The organism is Bradyrhizobium sp. 215_C5_N1_1 (genome assembly GCF_052075935.1).
Classification (GTDB): domain Bacteria; phylum Pseudomonadota; class Alphaproteobacteria; order Rhizobiales; family Xanthobacteraceae; genus Bradyrhizobium; species Bradyrhizobium barranii.
Map to the genome: position 1 here is coordinate 6,536,952 of NZ_CP197228.1, position 18,349 is coordinate 6,555,300.

14 protein-coding genes are annotated in these 18,349 nt (G+C 64.8%); 9 read left to right on the forward strand and 5 right to left on the reverse strand.

Going from position 1 to position 18,349, the window contains the following annotated elements; all coding sequences use genetic code 11:
- The first annotated feature begins 19 nt into the window (after window positions 1–19).
- From AB7G19_RS31405 to AB7G19_RS31445, 9 genes are all read left to right on the forward strand, one after another.
- Window positions 20–1,006: an ABC transporter ATP-binding protein gene (locus AB7G19_RS31405; protein WP_085404387.1), complete on the forward strand. Its 987-nt coding sequence runs from the start codon at window positions 20–22 to the stop codon at window positions 1,004–1,006.
- The gene (locus tag AB7G19_RS31410) at window positions 1,003–1,992 is read left to right on the forward strand and encodes an ABC transporter ATP-binding protein (protein ID WP_085404388.1); all 990 of its coding nucleotides are present in this window, start codon (window positions 1,003–1,005) and stop codon (window positions 1,990–1,992) included. The genes AB7G19_RS31405 and AB7G19_RS31410 overlap by 4 nt, the downstream gene beginning before the upstream one ends.
- Before the next feature lie 87 nt (window positions 1,993–2,079).
- Window positions 2,080–3,885, forward strand: a complete 1,806-nt coding sequence (locus AB7G19_RS31415) for a gamma-glutamyltransferase family protein (protein WP_085404389.1) — start codon at window positions 2,080–2,082, stop codon at window positions 3,883–3,885.
- A 9-nt stretch (window positions 3,886–3,894) separates the two neighbouring features.
- Window positions 3,895–4,605 (forward strand): DUF1028 domain-containing protein, encoded by a 711-nt coding sequence (locus AB7G19_RS31420; RefSeq protein ID WP_085404390.1) that lies wholly within the window; start codon window positions 3,895–3,897, stop codon window positions 4,603–4,605.
- Window positions 4,602–5,591, forward strand: a complete 990-nt coding sequence (locus AB7G19_RS31425; RefSeq protein WP_135215964.1) for an ABC transporter ATP-binding protein — start codon at window positions 4,602–4,604, stop codon at window positions 5,589–5,591. The genes AB7G19_RS31420 and AB7G19_RS31425 overlap by 4 nt, the downstream gene beginning before the upstream one ends.
- Window positions 5,591–6,691 (forward strand): ABC transporter ATP-binding protein, encoded by a 1,101-nt coding sequence (locus tag AB7G19_RS31430; RefSeq protein WP_085404392.1) that lies wholly within the window; start codon window positions 5,591–5,593, stop codon window positions 6,689–6,691. The genes AB7G19_RS31425 and AB7G19_RS31430 overlap by 1 nt, the downstream gene beginning before the upstream one ends.
- Window positions 6,692–6,714: 23 nt before the next feature.
- The gene (locus AB7G19_RS31435) at window positions 6,715–8,226 is read left to right on the forward strand and encodes an ABC transporter substrate-binding protein (RefSeq protein WP_085404393.1); all 1,512 of its coding nucleotides are present in this window, start codon (window positions 6,715–6,717) and stop codon (window positions 8,224–8,226) included.
- Window positions 8,227–8,257: 31 nt separating this feature from the next.
- Complete coding sequence (locus AB7G19_RS31440) at window positions 8,258–9,199, forward strand: ABC transporter permease (protein WP_071915894.1); 942 nt, start codon at window positions 8,258–8,260, stop codon at window positions 9,197–9,199.
- 3 nt (window positions 9,200–9,202) lie between these two features.
- Window positions 9,203–10,090 (forward strand): ABC transporter permease, encoded by an 888-nt coding sequence (locus tag AB7G19_RS31445; RefSeq protein ID WP_085404394.1) that lies wholly within the window; start codon window positions 9,203–9,205, stop codon window positions 10,088–10,090.
- Here the strand turns inward: AB7G19_RS31445 and cnbZ are convergent.
- The 5 genes from cnbZ to AB7G19_RS31470 form a co-directional block, all read right to left on the reverse strand.
- Entirely contained in the window at window positions 10,087–10,833 is a 747-nt protein-coding gene (gene cnbZ / locus AB7G19_RS31450; RefSeq protein WP_085404395.1) for a 2-amino-5-chloromuconate deaminase CnbZ, read from the reverse strand. The two genes, AB7G19_RS31445 and cnbZ, sit on opposite strands and share 4 nt — an antisense overlap.
- A 9-nt stretch (window positions 10,834–10,842) precedes the next feature.
- The gene (locus AB7G19_RS31455; RefSeq protein WP_085404396.1) at window positions 10,843–12,093 is read right to left on the reverse strand and encodes an adenylate/guanylate cyclase domain-containing protein; all 1,251 of its coding nucleotides are present in this window, start codon (window positions 12,091–12,093) and stop codon (window positions 10,843–10,845) included.
- Window positions 12,090–12,479 carry a response regulator gene (locus AB7G19_RS31460; protein ID WP_014496960.1) on the reverse strand — a complete coding sequence of 130 codons (390 nt, stop codon included), beginning with the start codon at window positions 12,477–12,479 and terminating at the stop codon, window positions 12,090–12,092. Before AB7G19_RS31460 ends, AB7G19_RS31455 begins: the two co-directional genes overlap by 4 nt.
- A complete protein-coding gene (locus AB7G19_RS31465; RefSeq protein WP_085404397.1) occupies window positions 12,476–15,073 on the reverse strand; it encodes a sensor histidine kinase in 2,598 nt (865 codons plus the stop codon). Before AB7G19_RS31465 ends, AB7G19_RS31460 begins: the two co-directional genes overlap by 4 nt.
- 149 nt (window positions 15,074–15,222) lie before the next feature.
- The gene (locus tag AB7G19_RS31470; RefSeq protein ID WP_071915899.1) at window positions 15,223–18,318 is read right to left on the reverse strand and encodes a MexW/MexI family multidrug efflux RND transporter permease subunit; all 3,096 of its coding nucleotides are present in this window, start codon (window positions 18,316–18,318) and stop codon (window positions 15,223–15,225) included.
- Between the last annotated feature and the right edge of the window lie 31 nt (window positions 18,319–18,349).

Here is an 18,349-nt window from a genome sequence, read left to right on the forward strand (position 1 = left end):
CGATGAAAACGCCTCGCCCATGACCGAACCCGTTCTCTCCGTGCGCAATCTTCAGGTCGAGTTCGCCTCTCGCCGCGGCACGCTGCGCGCGATCGACGGCGTCTCGTTCGACATCGCCAAGGGCGAGGTGCTCGGCGTGGTCGGCGAATCCGGCGCCGGCAAGTCCGTCACCGGCCTGGCGGTGATCGGCCTGATCGATCCGCCCGGTCGCATCGCCGGCGGCGAGATTCGTCTCGCCGGCCAGCGCATCGACAATTTGCCCGCCGAGCAGATACGCCGCATCCGGGGAAAACGGATCGGCATGATCTTCCAGGATCCCCTCACCTCGCTCAATCCGCTGTACCGCGTCGGCGACCAGATCATCGAGACGATCAAAACCCACCTGAACCTGTCCGAGACGGCCGCCCGCCGCCGCGCCATCGACCTGCTCGCCGAGGTCGGTATTCCCGCGCCGGAAAAGCGCATCGACGGCTATCCCCACGAATTCTCCGGCGGCATGCGCCAGCGCGTTGTGATTGCGCTGGCGATCTGCGCCGAGCCCGAGTTGATCATCGCGGACGAGCCAACCACCGCGCTCGACGTCTCCGTGCAGGCGCAGATCATCTCGCTGATCAAGCGGCTCGGCCGCGACCACGGCACCGCCGTGATGCTGGTGACGCACGACATGGGCGTGATCGCGGAGACCTCCGACCGCGTCGCGGTGATGTATGCCGGCCGCGTCGCCGAGATCGGCCCGGTACAGGACGTCGTCAGGAATCCGCTGCACCCTTACGCCAAGGGCCTGATGGGCGCGATCCCGACGCTTGCCGGGGACGACAAGCGCCTGGTGCAGATCCCCGGCTCCATGCCGCGCCTGTCGGCGATCCCGCGCGGCTGCTCGTTCAATCCGCGCTGCGCCTTCGCCTTCGATCGTTGCCGGGTTGAACGGCCGGAGCCACTATCGCGCGGCACACAGTCCGTTGCCTGCCATCTCTACGACACCGTGCCTGCGGAGAGCGCGGCATGAGCACGCCCTTCGTCCAGGCCACAAATCTGCGCCGCGTCTTCGACGTCTCAAAACCCTGGCTCAACCGCGTGCTCGAAGGCGGGCATCTCGAATATCTCAAGGCTGTCGATCACGTTAGCTTCGACATCAGGAAGGGCGAGACCTTTGCTCTGGTCGGCGAGTCCGGCTCGGGCAAGACCACGGTGGCGCGGATGGTCGTCGGCCTGTTGCCGCCGAGTTCCGGCAACGTGCTGATCGACGGCATCTCGATGACCGATCCACGGCAGGCGCAGGCGCGGCGAAAACTGCGCCGCCGCATCCAGATGATCTTTCAAGACCCCTATGCGAGCCTGAACCCGCGCTTCCGGGTCGATGCCATCATCTCCGAGCCGATCCGCGCCTTCGACCTGATCCAGGGCGAGCGCGACATCCAGGCGCGCGTCGGCGAACTGCTCAGCCTTGTCGGGCTGCATCCCGACGACCGGTTGAAATTTCCACACGAATTCTCCGGCGGCCAGCGCCAGCGCATCGCGATCGCGCGAGCGCTCGCCTCCGATGCGGAGTTCATCGTTTGCGACGAGCCGACCTCGGCGCTCGACGTCTCCGTGCAGGCGCAGATCCTGAACCTGATGCGCGACCTCCAGGACAAGTTCGGCCTGACCTACATGTTCATCAGCCACAACCTCGCCGTGGTCCGCCACATGGCGAGCCGCGTCGGCGTGATGTATCTCGGCCGCATCGTCGAGATCGCGGAGGGACGCGAGCTGTTCGCCCGACCGCGCATGCCCTACACCAAGATGCTGCTGGGCGCCGTGCCCGATCTCGCAATGTCGGGCCGCCAGCGTATTCCAGTGAAGGGCGAGATCCCGAATCCGATCAATCCGCCGCCCGGCTGCGCCTTCAATCCGCGCTGCCCGCTGGCGTTCGATCTCTGCCGCAAGGAAGCCCCGGAACTGATCGCCGGCGTCGCCTGCCATGCGGTGAACACCGCGCCGGTCCCGGCGTGACGCGCGCGTGCCATGCGGCCTGCGCATTGGCGGCACGGCATTGCCTGTGATCAATTGCGCGCGCGACAAATAAGGTAGCGAAATCCCATGGCCAGCAACGTCAATCCCGATCCCTTCACGACGCGCCCCGAGATCGAGGGCACATTCGGGGTCGTCGCCACCACACACTGGATCGCGACCGCGGTCGGCATGGCCATCCTGGAAAAGGGCGGCAATGCCTTCGACGCCGGCGTCGCCACAGCGTTCACGCTCCAGATCGTCGAACCGCATTTGAACGGCCCCGGCGGAGACGTGCCCATCATCGTGCATGACGTCAAACGCGCACGCACCGAGGTGATCTGCGGCCAGGGCCCGGCGCCGGCGCGCGCCACCATCGCGCATTACAAGAGCGAAGGCCTCGACATGGTGCCGGGCACCGGCCTGCTCGCGGCCTGCGTCCCCGGCACGTTCGAATCCTGGATGATGCTGCTGCGCGACTACGGCACGATGCGCGTGCGCGACGTGCTGGAGCCGGCCATCTCCTACGCGCGCGACGGCTATCCGCTGGTCGAGCGCGCCTGCGCCACGATCCAGACCGTCGAGCAACTGTTCCGCAAGCATTGGCCGACCTCGGCGGCGGTCTATCTGCCCAATGGCGAAGTGCCGAGGCCCGGCACGCTCTTCACCAACAAGACGCTGGCTGCGACCTACGCCCGCATTCTCAGCGAAGCCGAGAGCGGCGGCGGTGACCGCGACGCCGAGATCGAGCGCGCGCGAAAGGCCTGGTCGCAAGGTTTCGTTGCGGAAGCCATCGACAAGTTCTGCCGCACCCAGGAAGTGATGGATGTCAGCGGCTCGCCGCATCGCGGCGTGCTCTCGGCCGACGACATGGCGCGCTGGCAGCCGACGATCGAGGCACCGCTGACCTACGACTATGGCCGCTACACCGTCTGCAAGGCAGGCGTCTGGAGCCAGGGTCCGGTGACGCTCCAGCAGCTCGCGCTGCTCAAGGGCTTTGCGCTCGACGGGCTAGATCCGACCGGGCCGGAATTCATCCACCTCCAGATCGAATGCGCCAAGCTCGCGTTTGCCGACCGCGAAAAATTCTACGGCGATCCCAAATTCAGCGAGATCCCGATCGCGACGCTGCTGTCGGATGCCTATAACGACGAACGTCGCAAACTGATCTCAGAGAAGGCATCGCTCGACTTCCTCCCCGGTTCGGTCGAAGGTTTTGGCGGCGTGGTCAAGCTGCGCCGCGCCGAGGGGCAGCGTGAGGCGGTCGGCGCGCTTGGCGCGGGCGAGCCGACAGTCGGGCGCTTCGGCGAGGTGCGCGGCGACACCGTGCATTTCGACATCATCGACAAGGCCGGCAACATGGTGTCCTCGACGCCATCGGGCGGCTGGCTGCAATCCTCGCCGATCATTCCGGAGCTCGGCTTCTGCCTCGGCAGCCGCGCGCAGATGTTCTGGCTGGAGGAAGACCATCCCGCCGCGCTTGCGCCGGGCAAGCGGCCGCGCACGACGCTGTCGCCGACCATGGCGCTACGCGACGGCGAGCCGTATCTGGCCTGGGGCTCGCCCGGCGGCGACCAGCAGGATCAGTGGATCACGCAGTTTTTCCTGCGGCACGTCCATTGCAACCTCAATCTGCAGGAAGCGATCGACGCGCCGGCCTGGCACTCCGAGCACTTCCCGATCTCGTTCTGGCCGCGCACCGCGCGCCCCGGCGTGCTCGTGGTCGAGAACCGCGTGCCGAAGGCGACGATCGAGAACCTTCGCGAGCGCGGACACATTGTCGAGGTCGGCCCCGACTGGTCGGAAGGTCGCCTCACCGCGGCCTCGCGCGTCGGGGTGCGCCGCCGCGCCGCCGCCAACCCGCGTGGCATGCAGGGCTACGCCGCAGGGCGCTGAAGGCAGCACATGACCTGGTCGATCATCGCGCGAGACCCTGCCACCGGCCAGTTCGGCATCGCTGTAGCTACCCGCTTCTTCGCCGTCGGAGCGCGCGTGCCCTACATCGCGGCCGGTCTCGGCGCCATCGCGACCCAGGCCTTCGTCAATCCCTATTACGGCATCGACGGCGTCAAGCTGCTGCGCGAGGGCCTGAATGCGCATAACGTTCTCGCCACCCAGCTCGCGACCGACGACGGCCGCGAGAGCCGCCAGATCCACATCATGGACGCCAGCGGCGCGATCGCCGCGCATACCGGGCGCGACTGCGTCGACTGGTGCGGGCACATCGCCGGCAGCGGCTTCTCGATCGCCGGCAACATGCTTGCCGGCGCCGACGTGCTCGACGAGACCGCGAAGACCTATATCGCCAATGACAGCCTGCCCTTCCCGCGCCGCCTGCTCGCCGCCATGCGCGCGGGCGAGGCCGCCGGCGGCGACAAGCGCGGCAAGCAATCCGCTGCGCTCCTGATCCACGGCGAGGAGGAATGGCCGGCGCTGGACATTCGCGCCGACGATCATCTCGATCCGCTGGGCGAACTCGAACGGCTGGAGCGCGTCAGTCAGGAACTCTGGGTGCATTTCCGCTCTTCCATGCCGACGCGGCAGAACCCGGCAGGCAACACCGATCGCAGCGTCATCGACGCCAGCATTGCTGCGAGCCGAGCAAGGCAATCATGAGCGCAAGTCCTCTCATCGAGATCAAGGATCTGCGCATCCGCTTCCACGGCGACGACGGCCGCGTGACCCACGCCGTCGACAGCGTCGATCTCAGCGTCGCCAATGGCGCGACGCTCGGCCTCGTCGGCGAATCCGGTTGCGGCAAGAGCGTGACGTCGCTGGCGATCATGGGGCTTTTGCCGAAGCAAAGCGCGGAGATCTCCGGCGTAATCCGCTTCGACGGCTTCGACCTGCTGAAGACTCCTGACCAGACGCTGCGCGACCTCCGCGGCAACCGGCTGGCGATGATTTTTCAGGAGCCGATGACGTCGCTCAACCCGAGCTTCACCATCGGCGACCAGATCATCGAGACCATTCTGCGCCATCGCGGCGGCTCCCGGCGCAGCGCGCGCGAGCGGGCCATCGAGCTGCTGCGGCGCGTTCACATCCCCTCGCCCGAGCGGCGGATCGACGAATATCCGCACAAGCTCTCCGGCGGCATGCGCCAGCGCGTGATGATCGCGATGGCGCTGGCCTGCGACCCGCGGCTGCTGATCGCAGACGAGCCGACCACCGCGCTCGACGTCACCCTGCAGGCGCAGATTTTGGAGCTGATGCGCGAACTGAAGGCGGCGAGCGGCGCCGCTATCATCCTGATCACCCACGATCTCGGTGTCGTCGCCGAAGTCTGCGACGAGGTCGCGGTGATGTATGCCGGCGAGATCGTCGAGCGCGCGCCGGTCGACGAGCTGTTCGCCATGCCGCAGCATCCCTACACCGTCGGCCTGCTGGGCTCGATCCCGCGGCTCGATCATCGCGCCGAGCAACTGGCCACGATCGAGGGCATGGTGCCGAACATGGCGCAGCCACCCGCTGGCTGCCGTTTCGCCGCGCGCTGCCCCTTCGTGCTGGACGCCTGCACCAAGGCGCCGCCACCGCTGGTCGAAGTCAGCCCCGGCCACCTCTCGCGCTGCATCCGCGCGCCGCTCGAACTTCTGGTGTCGTGATGGCGCTTCTCGAGGTCGAAGGCCTGGTCAAGCATTTTGTCGCCGGGCGCTCGCTGTTCGGCCGGGCACTGGGGCATGTCAAAGCGGTCGATGGCGTCAGCTTCTCTCTCGACGCCGGCAAGACGCTGGCCCTGGTCGGCGAATCCGGTTGCGGCAAATCCACCGTCAGTCGCCTGGTGCTGCGGCTGATCGAGCCGGATGCAGGCACGGTGCGTTTCGCCGGCCGTGACCTGCTCTCGCTGGACGCCGGGGCGCTCCGCGCCTTCCGCCGCGAAGCACAGATCATCTTCCAGGACCCCTACGCCTCGCTCAATCCGCGCATGACGGTCGGCCAGATTCTCGCCGAGCCGCTGGCGCTGCACGATCTGGTACCGCCGGCGCAACGGCGCGAGCGCGTCGCGGAAATCCTGCGACTGGTCGGCCTCGAGCCGCGGCTCGAGCGGCGTTATCCGCACGAATTCTCCGGCGGCCAGCGCCAGCGCATCGCCATCGCCCGCGCGCTCGCGGTCGAACCAAAACTGATCATCTGCGATGAGCCGGTCTCGGCGCTGGACGTCTCGATCCGCTCGCAGATCCTCAACCTCCTGCGCGAGCTGCAGGACCGGCTTGGGCTGGCCTACATCTTCGTCTCGCACGATCTGGCTGTGGTCAAGCACATCGCCGACCATGTCGCCGTGATGAATCTCGGCCAGATCGTCGAGACTGCCGAGGCGGACGCCCTGTTCGCGGCACCCCGCCATCCCTACAGCCGTGCGCTGCTGTCCGCGATCCCCATGCCTAAACCGCGGGCAAAGCGCAGCCGGATTGTGCTGCAGGGAGAGATCCCGAGCGCGCTCAACCCGCCGCCGGGATGCCGCTTCCACACCCGCTGCCCCTACGTCGTCGACCGCTGCCGCAGTGAAATGCCGCAGCTGGTGCCGGATGGCATCGGACATGCAACGGCCTGTCACCGAACGTCGGAACTGCCGTCCTCCGCGGCGATCGTCCCGTCCGACGGCGGCTTTTCGCCGGTCCTTGAAAAATTGGTCGCCGCCTTCAGCGGCGGCCCGGAAGCAGTCCGCGGCAGCGGGGTTAGTTCATTGGGAACGGACCCGGCATAGCCGCAAAACAGAGGTTGAGAGCGATGAGTTTCATGCGTTTGACAATCCTGGCGTCGGCTGTGCTGACGTCGCTCGCGGGCGCAGCCCAGGCTCAGACCACGCTTCGCATCGGCATCGCCGAAGACCCCGACATCCTCGATCCCAGCATCGGCCGCACCTATGTCGGCCGCATCGTCTTCTCCGCCTTCTGCGACAAGCTGTTCGACATCGACGAGAAGCTCAACATCGTGCCGCAGCTCGCGCTGTCCTACGAGACCTCGGCCGACGGCAAGGAGATGACGATCAAGCTCCGGCCCAACGTCAAATTCCACGACGGCGAGCCGCTGGACGCCGAAGCCGCAAAATTCTCGATCGAGCGTCACATGACGCTGCCGACCTCGTTCCGGAAGTCCGAGCTTGCCAGCGTCGACCATGTCGAGGTGGTCGATCCGCTGACCATCAAGCTGGTGCTGAAGACGCCCTACTCGCCGCTGATCGCCCAGCTCACCGACCGCTCCGGCATGATGGTCTCGCCGAAGGCGGCGAAGGAAGCCGGCGACAAGTTCGGCCTGCATCCGGTCTGCGCCGGTCCCTACAAATTCGTCGAGCGCGTCCAGCAGGACCGCATGGTGTTCGAGAAGTTTGCCGACTACTGGAACAAGGACAACATCCATATCGACCGCGTCGTGTTCCTGCCGATTGTCGACGCGACGGTGCGCCTTGCCAACCTCAAGTCCGGCGGGCTCGATCTGATCGAGCGCGTGCTCGCCACCGACATCAAGGACGTGCGCGCCGATTCCCGCCTCGTGCTGTCGACCGCGCCGGAGCTCGGCTATCTCGGCCTGACCGTCAATATCGGAAACGACAAAACCAAGGGGCCGCTGAGCCAGTCGGCGAAGGTCCGCCAGGCACTCGATCTCTCGATCGACCGCGAAGCGCTCAACCAGGTCGTCTTCAACGGCGAGTTCACGCCTGGAAATCAGTGGGTCAGCCCGAAGCATCCCTATTACCAGAAAGCGTTCCCGGTTCGCGGTCGCGACATCGCGAAGGCCAAGGCGCTGCTGAAGGAAGCCGGCGTCACCACGCCGGTGACGGTGGATTACATGATCCCCAAGGGCGCGGAGAACGAAGCCGTCGCCCAGGTCGTCCAGTCCATGGCCGCGGAAGCGGGTTTTGACATCAAGATCCGCGCGGTCGAATTCGCGACGACCTTCAAGCAGGCTCAAGCCGGCGAGTTCCAGATCTTCCAGATCAACTGGAGCGGCCGCATCGATCCCGACGGCAATTCCTACATCTTCATGCGCAGCAAGGCGCCGCAAAACGACGGCGTGTATTCGAACCCCGAGGCCGACAAGCTGATGGAAGATGGACGCATGACGTCCGACGTCGAGGAGCGCAAGGCGATCTACGAAAAGCTGACCAAGATCCTGCTTGACGATTTTCCGATCATCTACATCTACCACCGCACACTGCTGATCGCGCACACGAAGAAGCTCGACGGCTACAGGCAGATGCCCGATGGGCTGGTGCGTGTGGTCGGATTGAAGTTCAAGTGATCACGGCAGCGGTTGGGACGCGCGTGGAGCCATGCTGAACTTCCTCGCCCACCGAATCGCGCAGATCGTGCCGACACTGTTCTTCGTGTCGGTGCTGATCTTCTCGCTCCAGCAATTGCTGCCGGGCGATCCCGCGCTGGTGATGGCCGGCGAGGAGCGCGATCCCGCCGTGATCGAACAGATCCGCCAGCAGTACAAGCTGGATCAGCCGATCCCCGTGCAGTACGTCTATTGGCTCAAGGGCGTTCTCTCAGGCAATTTCGGCGAGTCGTTGCGCAACAAGATGCCGGTGCGCGAGCTGATCGCACAGAAGCTGCCGGTGACGCTCCAGCTCGGCTCGATGGCGATCCTGATCGCGTTCCTCATCGGCATTCCCGCCGGCATCATCTCCGCGGTGAAGAAGGGCACGGTTTGGGACTATGGTGCCAACCTGTTCGCGCTGTGGGGTATCTCGACGCCGAATTTCTGGCTCGGAATCCTCATGATCTTCCTGTTCTCGATTCACCTGGGCTGGCTGCCGGCCTCAGGCTACGTGCCGCTGACCGAGGACTGGCGCGCGAGCCTGGCAGCCACCATCATGCCGGCCTTCGTGCTCGGCAACGCAATTTCGGCGGTCCTGATGCGGCACACGCGCAGCGCCATGCTCCAGGTTCTGGAGAGCGACTATGTCCGCACCGCGCGCGCGAAAGGTCTCTCCGAGCGCTCGGTGATCCTCAAGCATGCGATGCGCAACGCGCTCACGCCGATCATCACCCTCGGTGCGCTCGAGCTCGGCACGCTGTTGTCGGGCGCGGTGCTGACCGAGCAGATCTTCTCCATTCCCGGCTTCGGCAAGCTGATCGTGGATGCCGTCTTCAACCGTGACTATGCGGTGGTGCAGGGCGTGGTGCTGGTGACGGCCACAGTCTACATCACACTGAATCTCGTTGCCGACGTCGCCTATGTCCTCGTCAATCCGCGGCTGCGAGGTTAGACGATGACCGACGCCGCACTGCCAGCCAGTCCCGCCTCCCAGGCCTACGAGCTGGACAGCCCGGCGCGCCGTGCGCGGCGGCGCCTGTTCAAGCGCAAGGCTGCGGTCTTCGGGCTTGTCGTGATCACGGCCTTCATCCTGCTTGCGGCCCTTGCGCCGCTGGTCGTGCCCTATGATCCCATTGCGACGAGCTGGAGCCTGGTGCGCAAGCCGCCCACCGCCGCTCACTGGTTCGGCACCGACGATCTCGGCCGCGACATCCTGAGCCGCGTCATCTACGGCGCGCGGGCCTCGCTGATGGCGGGTCTGATCTCGGTCGCGATCGCGCTCGGGATCGGTGTCCCTCTTGGCCTCCTCGCCGGCTATCGCGGCGGATTTGTTGACGCGCTGATCAGCCGGATCACCGATGCAATGTTGGCCTGCCCGTTCCTGATCCTGGCGATTGCGCTGGCCGCCTTCCTCGGTCCCAGCCTCGGCAATGCCATGATCGCAATCGGCATCTCGGCCACGCCGATCTTCATCCGTCTGACGCGCGGGCAGGTCTTGAGCGTCAAGGCCGAAGACTATGTCGAGGCGGCGCGCGCGCTCGGCAATCCGCCGTGGCGCATTGCCTTCTCGCACATCCTGCCGAACATCCTTCCCGCGCTATTGGTGCAGGCGACGCTGTCGATCGCCGCCGCCATCATCGCCGAAGCCGCGCTGTCGTTCCTCGGCCTCGGCCAGCAGCCGCCCGCACCGTCCTGGGGCAGCATGCTCAACGCGGCGCAGCGCTTCCTGACCCAGGCGCCGTGGATGGCGATCTGGCCGGGCCTTGCGATCTTCCTCGTGGTGCTGTCGCTGAACCTGCTCGGCGACGGCCTGCGCGACGCGCTCGACCCGCGTCAGCGCTAGATCACGGTCTCGCGCATCACGCGGCGACAATCCATCTCGTATTCGAGATCGACTACTGGCGGACGGGCAAAATGCCAGGTCAGGCCGGAGCGCAACGCGCCGCGGCGGACCAGTTCGTCGACCAGCGCGTGGTGGAAATCGTGCACGGAATAGGCCTGCACGCCGGTGGTGTCCTTCCAGCCGAAGCCGAAGGCCGTCATCCGGTTTTCCATCTGCGACGTGGTGGTGAAGCGCACCTTTTCGCGCAGCCCCTCCGGACTGAGGTCGCGGTAGCGCACGGTGCGCTCGACATAGGTCCCGCCGCCCTCGCGCGTCTCGGCGCCACCGGCGATCACGAAACTTGGCGCCTTCGATGTCGTCGGACGCGTGAAGGAGAAGGCATAGAACGACGGCTCGGACGGCGGATCGATCTCCGGACAGACATTGCTGCGCGCCACCGGATTGGTGGTGCCGTCGAAGATGCCCCATTCGGACAGCGTCTTCACATAGTGCAGGTTGAATGCGCGAAAGCCGTCCTCGCTGAAGGCCGCCGGTGAGCGCAACTCGCAGGCACAGAACGCCGTCAGCGGCCGGCCTGCTTCCTGGATATACTTCGCCGCGAGCGCAAATCCCTCGGCCAGCGGCACCAGGCGGTCGAACCGAACCCGCTCGATCTCGTAGCCGTCGTCAGCGGCGGCACCCGCCGAATACTGGAACACGGACGGAATGAAACGATAGTTGCCGGCGGAGAAATCACCAATCATGTCGAACTCCTATTCCAGTTTCATGCGGACACCCTTGGCGCCGTTGAGCAGGCGCTTCAGGTGAAAGCCGGCCAGGGAATCGTCGGCGTGGATCCCGACCAGCGCGGCAAAGGCCGGCATCGCCGCGACGTCGCCGGCTTCCATCTTGGCAAAAGCCTCGGAATATTGCGCCGTCCTTGGCGCTTCGAATTTTTCCTGCAGCAACGGTTCGAACGCGCGCAGCGGTTCGCTGCGTCCGCGCAGCATCAGATCACCCACGGGACGGCCTTGAAAATGCTCGGCCGCCTTGGCGACGCTGGCACTGGCGCAGATGCGTGTTCCCAGATGCTTGTTGGCGGCCTCCAGTCGCGCCGCGATGTTGATGGTGTCTCCATACGCGGTGTAGTCGAAGAAGCGGTTGCCTCCGAAATTGCCGACCAGAGCCGGCCCGGCGTGAATGCCGATGCGGGTGGTGCCGAAGTTCACGCCCACGGCCCTCTGGCGCGCGCAGAAATCCTGCGCCCAGGCATCGAGGTCATGGGCGCAGGCGACCGCACGCGTCGCATAGTCCGGCTGATCGCCGGGCGCATTGAAGAGCACCTGGATCGCATCGCCGATGATTTTTGCGACCGTCCCCTCATGCGCGAAGATGGTTTCGGTCATCCCGCCAACATATTCGTTGAGGAGCGCGCCCAGCGTCTCGGGCGGCGCGCTCTCGACCAGGGAGGTGAACCCGGTGATATCGGTGAAGATGGTGGCGACATCGCGCCACTGCACCTCGATCCCCTCACCCTCGCCGCCAGCCACCAGACGCTTGGCGAGCTCGGGCGAGAAATGGCGCGATAGCGCGGCATGGGCCCGCTCCGCCTCCATCTGACGGCGCCGTACCTCGCGCAGCATCTCGATATGGCGAATGGTCTTCTCGATCGTGGCTTCCAGGTCGGCGAAGTCGATCGGTTTGGTGAGGAAGTCGAACGCGCCGCGGTTCATGGCGGTGCGGATGTTGCTCATGTCGCCATAGGCCGAGACGATGATGGTCGACTTCTTGTCCTCGGCCTCCTGGAGCTTCGCCAGCAGCGACAGCCCATCCATCCGCGGCATGTTGATGTCGGAGACCACCATGTCGACATGCGGGTTCTGCTCGAGGGATTCCAGCGCCTCGACGCCGTCGCGTGCAAACATGATGTCGACGAGCCCGTCGCGGATCTGCCTGCGAAACTTTTGCAGGATCAGCGCCTCGAGGTCTGGCTCGTCATCGACGAAGAGGATGGTCGAAGTCATGCGGCTTGCTCGAGCCTCGTGTCGATCTCCTGCCGCAGCAGCGCAAAATCGATCGGCTTGGTGAGGAGCCCGATGGCGCCACGCTCGATCGCCTTCCGGCGCGTCTCGGCGTCACCATAGGCCGTGATCATGATGACGGGAACGTCCGGATGCTCGGCGCGCACCTTGGGCAGCATGTCGAGCCCGCTCATGCCGGGCATGTTGATGTCGGACAGGATCAGGATCAACGAGGGGTCGCGCACCTCGGAGGCGAGCCTGAGCGCATCGGACGCGGACGGCGCGAATTCCATCTGGAAGCGTCCGGCGCGCAGGTCACGCCGGAACTGCTGCCGGAACAGCGCCTCGACGTCGGGCTCGTCATCGACGACCAGGATGTAAACGTTCAATTCTTGCCTCCGGGAGTATCGTCCGCCGCCATCTGGCGCGGCAACGTGATGATGAATTCGGTGAATACACCGGGTGTGGTGTTCACGTCGATCGTGCCGCCGTGCTGTTTCACGACGATGTCATGACTCATGGACAGGCCAAGCCCGGTGCCCTCGCCGGCCGGCTTGGTGGTGAAGAACGGATTGAACAGTTTCGCCTTCACCTCGGGCGGAATCCCTGTGCCGTTGTCGCGGATCCGGATCTCGACCTTGTCGCCGAGGTTTTTGGTGGCCGCGTTCAAGGTGGGCTCGAAGCCGTCCGTCGCGCTCTCCTTGCGCTTGGCCGCAGCATAGAAGCCGTTCGAGATCAAATTGAGCAAGACGCGCGCGATCTCCTGCGGATAGACATCGACCATCCCGGCCCCGGGATCGAACTCGCGCTCGAGCGTGACGTTGAAGGCGGGCCGTTCCGCGCGCGCGCCGTGATAGGCGAGATTGAGGCTTTCCTCGACGATGGCATTGATATCGCTGGGACGATGCTCGCCGGAACCCGCGCGCGAATGCAGCAGCATGTTCCTGACGATGGAATCGGCGCGCTTGCCGTGCTGCACCACCTTCTCGAGATTGCTCTTGAGCATGCCGGTCAGCTCGTCGACCTCCTCCTTCGTCTTGCCGTCGAGCGAAGCCGATTGCAGGGCCTGGTTGAGTTCATCGATCAGCTCGGTCGAGACCGAGGAGAAATTGTTGACGAAATTGAGCGGGTTCTTGATCTCGTGGGCGATCCCCGCCGTGAGCTGGCCGAGGGAGGCGAGCTTCTCGGTCTGGATCAGGCGATCCTGCGCGGTACGCAGATTGTCGAGCGACTGCGACAGCTCCGTGGTACGCTCACGAAGCTGCTTGAGCAGTCGAGCGTTCTCGATCGCAATCACAGCCTGTTTGGTGAAATTCTCAACCAGTGCGATCTGCTTGTCGGCGAACGGACGGACCTCCTTGCGATAGACCGCGATCGTGCCAATCAGCTCGTTCTCCTTCAGCATCGGCACGATGACGATCGTACGGGCGCCGGCGACGTCTGAGATCGCGCGAACGGCAGGCCCACCAGCAAGATAGGCAGGTGTGTTTCGCACATCGTGAACGTGGACGACCTCACGTGTCCTGACGACCTCGGCGAGCGCGCTGTTCGGACGAGGTCGGATTTCCACATCTTTTCGCGAAGCAGCGAACGCAGCCGGCACATTGTAATCCGCCGCAATCGTGAAGCTTTCACCGTCCCAGAGATTCATGACGCCGAAACTTGCGCCACAGACCCGCGTCGCATTTTCGAGCATTTTGTAGAACACGGGAGCGAGTTCGCCCGGAGAGGAACTGATGACCTCCAGCACCTCAGAAGTCGCCGTCTGTTGCTCGAGCGTTTCGGACAATTCAGCCGTCCGCCGCTCGACCTTGTTTTCCAAATCCGCATAGGATTCCTGCAATCGCGCGCCCATGTCGTTGAACTGGTCGGCGAGTCCTTCGAGCTCGTCGCCGGTCTTGATCGAGATGCGCTGCGAGAAATCGCCGCCGCCGATCCGCTCGGCGCCGCTGCGCAGGGCCTGGATCGGTCCGACCATGCGGCGTGCGAGAAAAATCCCGGCGAGCACCGCGAAGATCGACGCTGCGAGCAACACGATCGCCAGCCGCTGCAGCGAAGCATAGAGCGCCGCATAGGCCTCCTCGACCGGCAGCTCGACGAGCATGGTCCAATGCAGCGGCTCGATCGGGGCCGATGTGGTCAGCACCTTCTGCCCCTGGATATTGCGCGCTTCGGGGAGCGCGTCGGACAGGGTGCCGCCTCCAGCCTGCGCGGCGCGCACCTGCGCGAGGCCCGACATGTCGGTGTTGCGCAGCACCAGGCTGATGTCGGGATGCGCGATCAGGCGTCCCTCCGGGCCGACCACATAGGCGTGCCCGTGTTCGCCGACCTTGATCTGGGACACGACGTCCCAGATCAGCTTGAGATTGACCTCCGCGATGCTGACGCCGGCATCCTTGCGCGCGCCGGCCAGCGCGAGCGTCATGTAGGGCTCGGACTCCCTGCGGAAATAGACCGGGCCGTAATAGACCTTGTGCGCGACCGCCTCGGTGAACTTCGGGTCGGCCGACAGGTCGATCCCGCTGTCGATCGCGTCCATGGCCAGCCGCGAGACCCGCAAGCGCTCCTTGCCGGTCGCATCCACCTGGGCGAGCTCTGTGACCGCGGGCACCTGGCGCAGCAGCCGTTGTGCGTCGAACCGGCGCTGCTCGATCGAGCCCGCCGACCAGGGCAGCTGCGTGGTCCAGCCTAGCTGGCTCTCGATCTCCTTGACGAACTGGCCGATCTTGGCCGCCGCCGCCTCCGCCTGCTCATGCTGGACCCGGATCAGCGCGGCCTTGTGCTCGCGATAATAGAAGAAGACCTCGAACAGCCCGTTGGCCAGCAGCGCAATGGCGACGACGGCCACGAAGAGCGCGACATATTTGGTGAAAAGCCGGGTCCTGATCCCGCGCCCCGCCGCCTCGCCGGGCACGACGCCAGCCGCGGCCGCGCTCGGCGCCGTCCTGGCTTGCGGGGTGTCGGGGTGGAGGGAGATGCTCATCCCGGCGAATCTAGCAAGAAGGCCGGAACTTGTCTCTCGCCAACGCGGAAAGGGCTCCCCCTAAGCCTGACGGCGTCCGCAGGCTGCGGGGCAAATGAAAAGGGCGGCAACGGATGCCGCTGCCGCCCTCTGGTTCGCTGACCTGCGGCTCAGGTCGGTCGCAGCGCCTTGGAATTGAGGTCGAGATCGTTGACCTCCTTGTTCCGCTCGGAATCGGCCGCCGCGCGGTGGTCGGTTGCCAGCACGACGTAGACTGCGGGCAGCACGAACAGCGTGAACAGCGTACCGATCGACATGCCGGCGACCACCACGAGGCCGATCGAGAAGCGGCTGGCCGCGCCCGCGCCGGACGCAGTCAGGAGCGGGATCAGGCCGGTCACCATCGCGGCCGTGGTCATCAGGATCGGCCGCAGACGAATGCGGGCCGACATCTCGATGGCCGAGCGGCGGTCGAGCCGCTCGTTGACCTGGAGCTCGTTGGCGAACTCCACCATCAGGATGCCGTGCTTGGTGATCAGGCCGACCAGGGTCAGCAGACCGACCTGGGTGTAGATGTTCATGGTCGCCATGCCAAAGAACAGCGGGATCAGCGCACCCACGATCGCCATCGGCACCGAGATCATGATCACGAACGGGTCACGCAGGCTCTCGAACTGCGCCGCCAGCACCAGGAAGATGATGATCAGCGCAAAACCGAAGGTGATCGCAAGCTGGTTGCCCTCCTGCACGTATTGCCTGGAGTCCGCGAGATAATCGTGGCTGAAGCCGGCCGGCAGCTTCTTGGCCTCGCCTTCGAGGAAGTCGACCGCCGATCCGACCGTCACGCCGGGCATCGGCACAGCCGAGAACGTCGCCGAATTGAGCTGATTGTAATGCGTCAGCGAATTCGGATCAGTCTTGGTCCTGACCGAGACCACGGTCGACAGCGGGAGCTGCTGGCCCGTGTTGGTCGTCACATAATAGCCGCCGAGCGATTCCGGCGAGAGCCGGCTGCTGCGCGGCACCTGTGGGATCACCTGGTAGGACCGGCCCTCCAGATTGAAGCGGTTGATGTAGTTGCCACCGAGCAGCACCGCGAGCGTAGAGCCGAGGTTCTGCATGTTAACGCCGAGATCCTGCGCCTTGGTGCGGTCGATCGTGACCTCCACGTTCGGCTGGTTGTAGGCGAGGTCGCTGTCGGAGACGATGAACATGCCGCTCTTGCGCGCGGCGTCCTTCAGCTTCTCCATCTGCTCATAGACCGTCTGGAAGCCCGCGGTGGAATTGATCACCATCTGAACCGGCAGACCGCCGGGGCCACCCGGCAACGGCGGCAGGTTGAACGCGAAAGCCTGCACGCCCTCGATCTTGGAAAGCTCGGCCTGCACCAGCGGCTTCAACTGGATCGACGAGCGCTTGCGCTCGTCCCACGACTTCAGCAGCATGCCGGCGATGCCGCCCTGCGGGCCGTTGATGCCGTTCAGCACGAAGCGCAGATCGGTTTCGGGGAACTTCTGGAATTTCTCGTCGAGCTTCTCGCCGTAGAAATCGACATAGTCGATGTTGGCGTATTTCGGCGCCTTGGTCACCGCGAACACGATGCCCTGGTCCTCCTCAGGCGCCAGCTCTTTCGAGGTGTGCATGTAGAGGAAGCCAACCAGCCCGAGGATCGTCACCGCGAACAGACCGGTGATCGCCTTGTAATCGAGCGAGCGGTCGAGCCTGCGCCCATACCAGCGCGTCAAAGCGCCGAACACCTTGTTGACCAGCTTGGCGAAGCGGCCCTCTTCGGTATTCTTGAGCAGAATAGAGCACATCATCGGCGACAGCGTCAGCGCGATCACACCTGACACGATCACCGAGCCCGCGAGCGTAAAGGCGAATTCGCGGAACAGCGAACCGGTCAGGCCGCCGAGGAAGCCGATCGGCGCGTACACCGCCGCGAGCGTGATGGTCATGGAGATGACCGGCCCAACGATTTCGCGCGCGCCTTCCAGCGCCGACTGAACCGGCGTCTTCCCCTCCTCCAGATGGCGATGGATGTTCTCCACCACGACAATGGCGTCGTCGACCACGAGGCCGATCGCGAGCACCATCGCGAGCAGGGTCAGAAGGTTGAAGCTGAAACCCAACGCCAGCATCAAGGTGCAGACGCCGATCATCGACAGCGGAATGGTGACGACGGGAATGATGACCGAACGGAGCGAGGCCAGGAACAGGAAGATGACCACGATCACGATGATCACGGCTTCACCCAGCGTCTTCTCCACCTCGTCGATCGAAGACTGGATGAACTTGGTCGAGTCGTAGGCGACCTTCATCTTCATCGACGGCGGAAGATTGCGCTCGAGTTCGGGGAACAGTGCGCGCACGCCCTTGACCAGCGTCAGCGGGTTGCCCTGCGGCGTCGCGTTCACGCCAATGAAGATCGCATGCTCGCCATTGAAGGCGACGCTGGCATCCGTGCTTTGGGCGGCGAGTTCGACTGTGGCGATGTCCTCCATCCGCACAAAGCCGCCGTCCTTGGCCTTGACGATCATCTTCCTGAACTGGTTGACGTCAGTCAGGCTGGTGTTCGTCGAGATGTTGGAAACGATCAGATAGCCCTTGGTCTGCCCCGCTGCGGACTGGAAGTTGTTGGCGGCGATCGCGGCGGCGACATCGGCCGGCGACACGTTGCGGCCGGCCATCTTCATGGGATCGAGCCACAGCCGCATCGCAAAGGTCTGGCCGCCCAGAATGTCGGCCGAGGCCACGCCGTCGACCGTCGACAGCACCGGCTGCACCACACGCGTCAGATAGTCTGATATCGCCGAGCCCGACAGCTCTTCGGAGGAGAAGCCGAGATACATCACGGCCGTGGTCTGGCCGGTGGTCTTGGTGACGATCGGGTCGTTGGATTCCTTTGGAATCAGGTACTTGACCGAGTTGGTCTTGGCGAGCACCTCGGTGAGCGCCTGGTTCGGATCGAAGTTCAGCTTGATGTAGACCTGGATCGTCGAGGTGCCGAGCACCGAGGACGAGGTCATGTAGTCGACGCCTTCGGCCGAGGCGACCGCCTGCTCGATCGGCGTCGTGATGAAGCCCTGGATCAGGTCTGCGGACGCGCCGGGATAGACGGTCGTGATGTTGATGACCGTGTTCGACAGCTTCGGATATTGCCGGATCGGCAGCACCATCGCCGCGCGCAGGCCGATCAGCAGGATCAGCAGACTGACGACGACCGACAGGACCGGTCGCTTGATGAAAATATCGGTAAAGCGCATCGCGGCGATCTCGATTTCTTTGTCTCAAGAA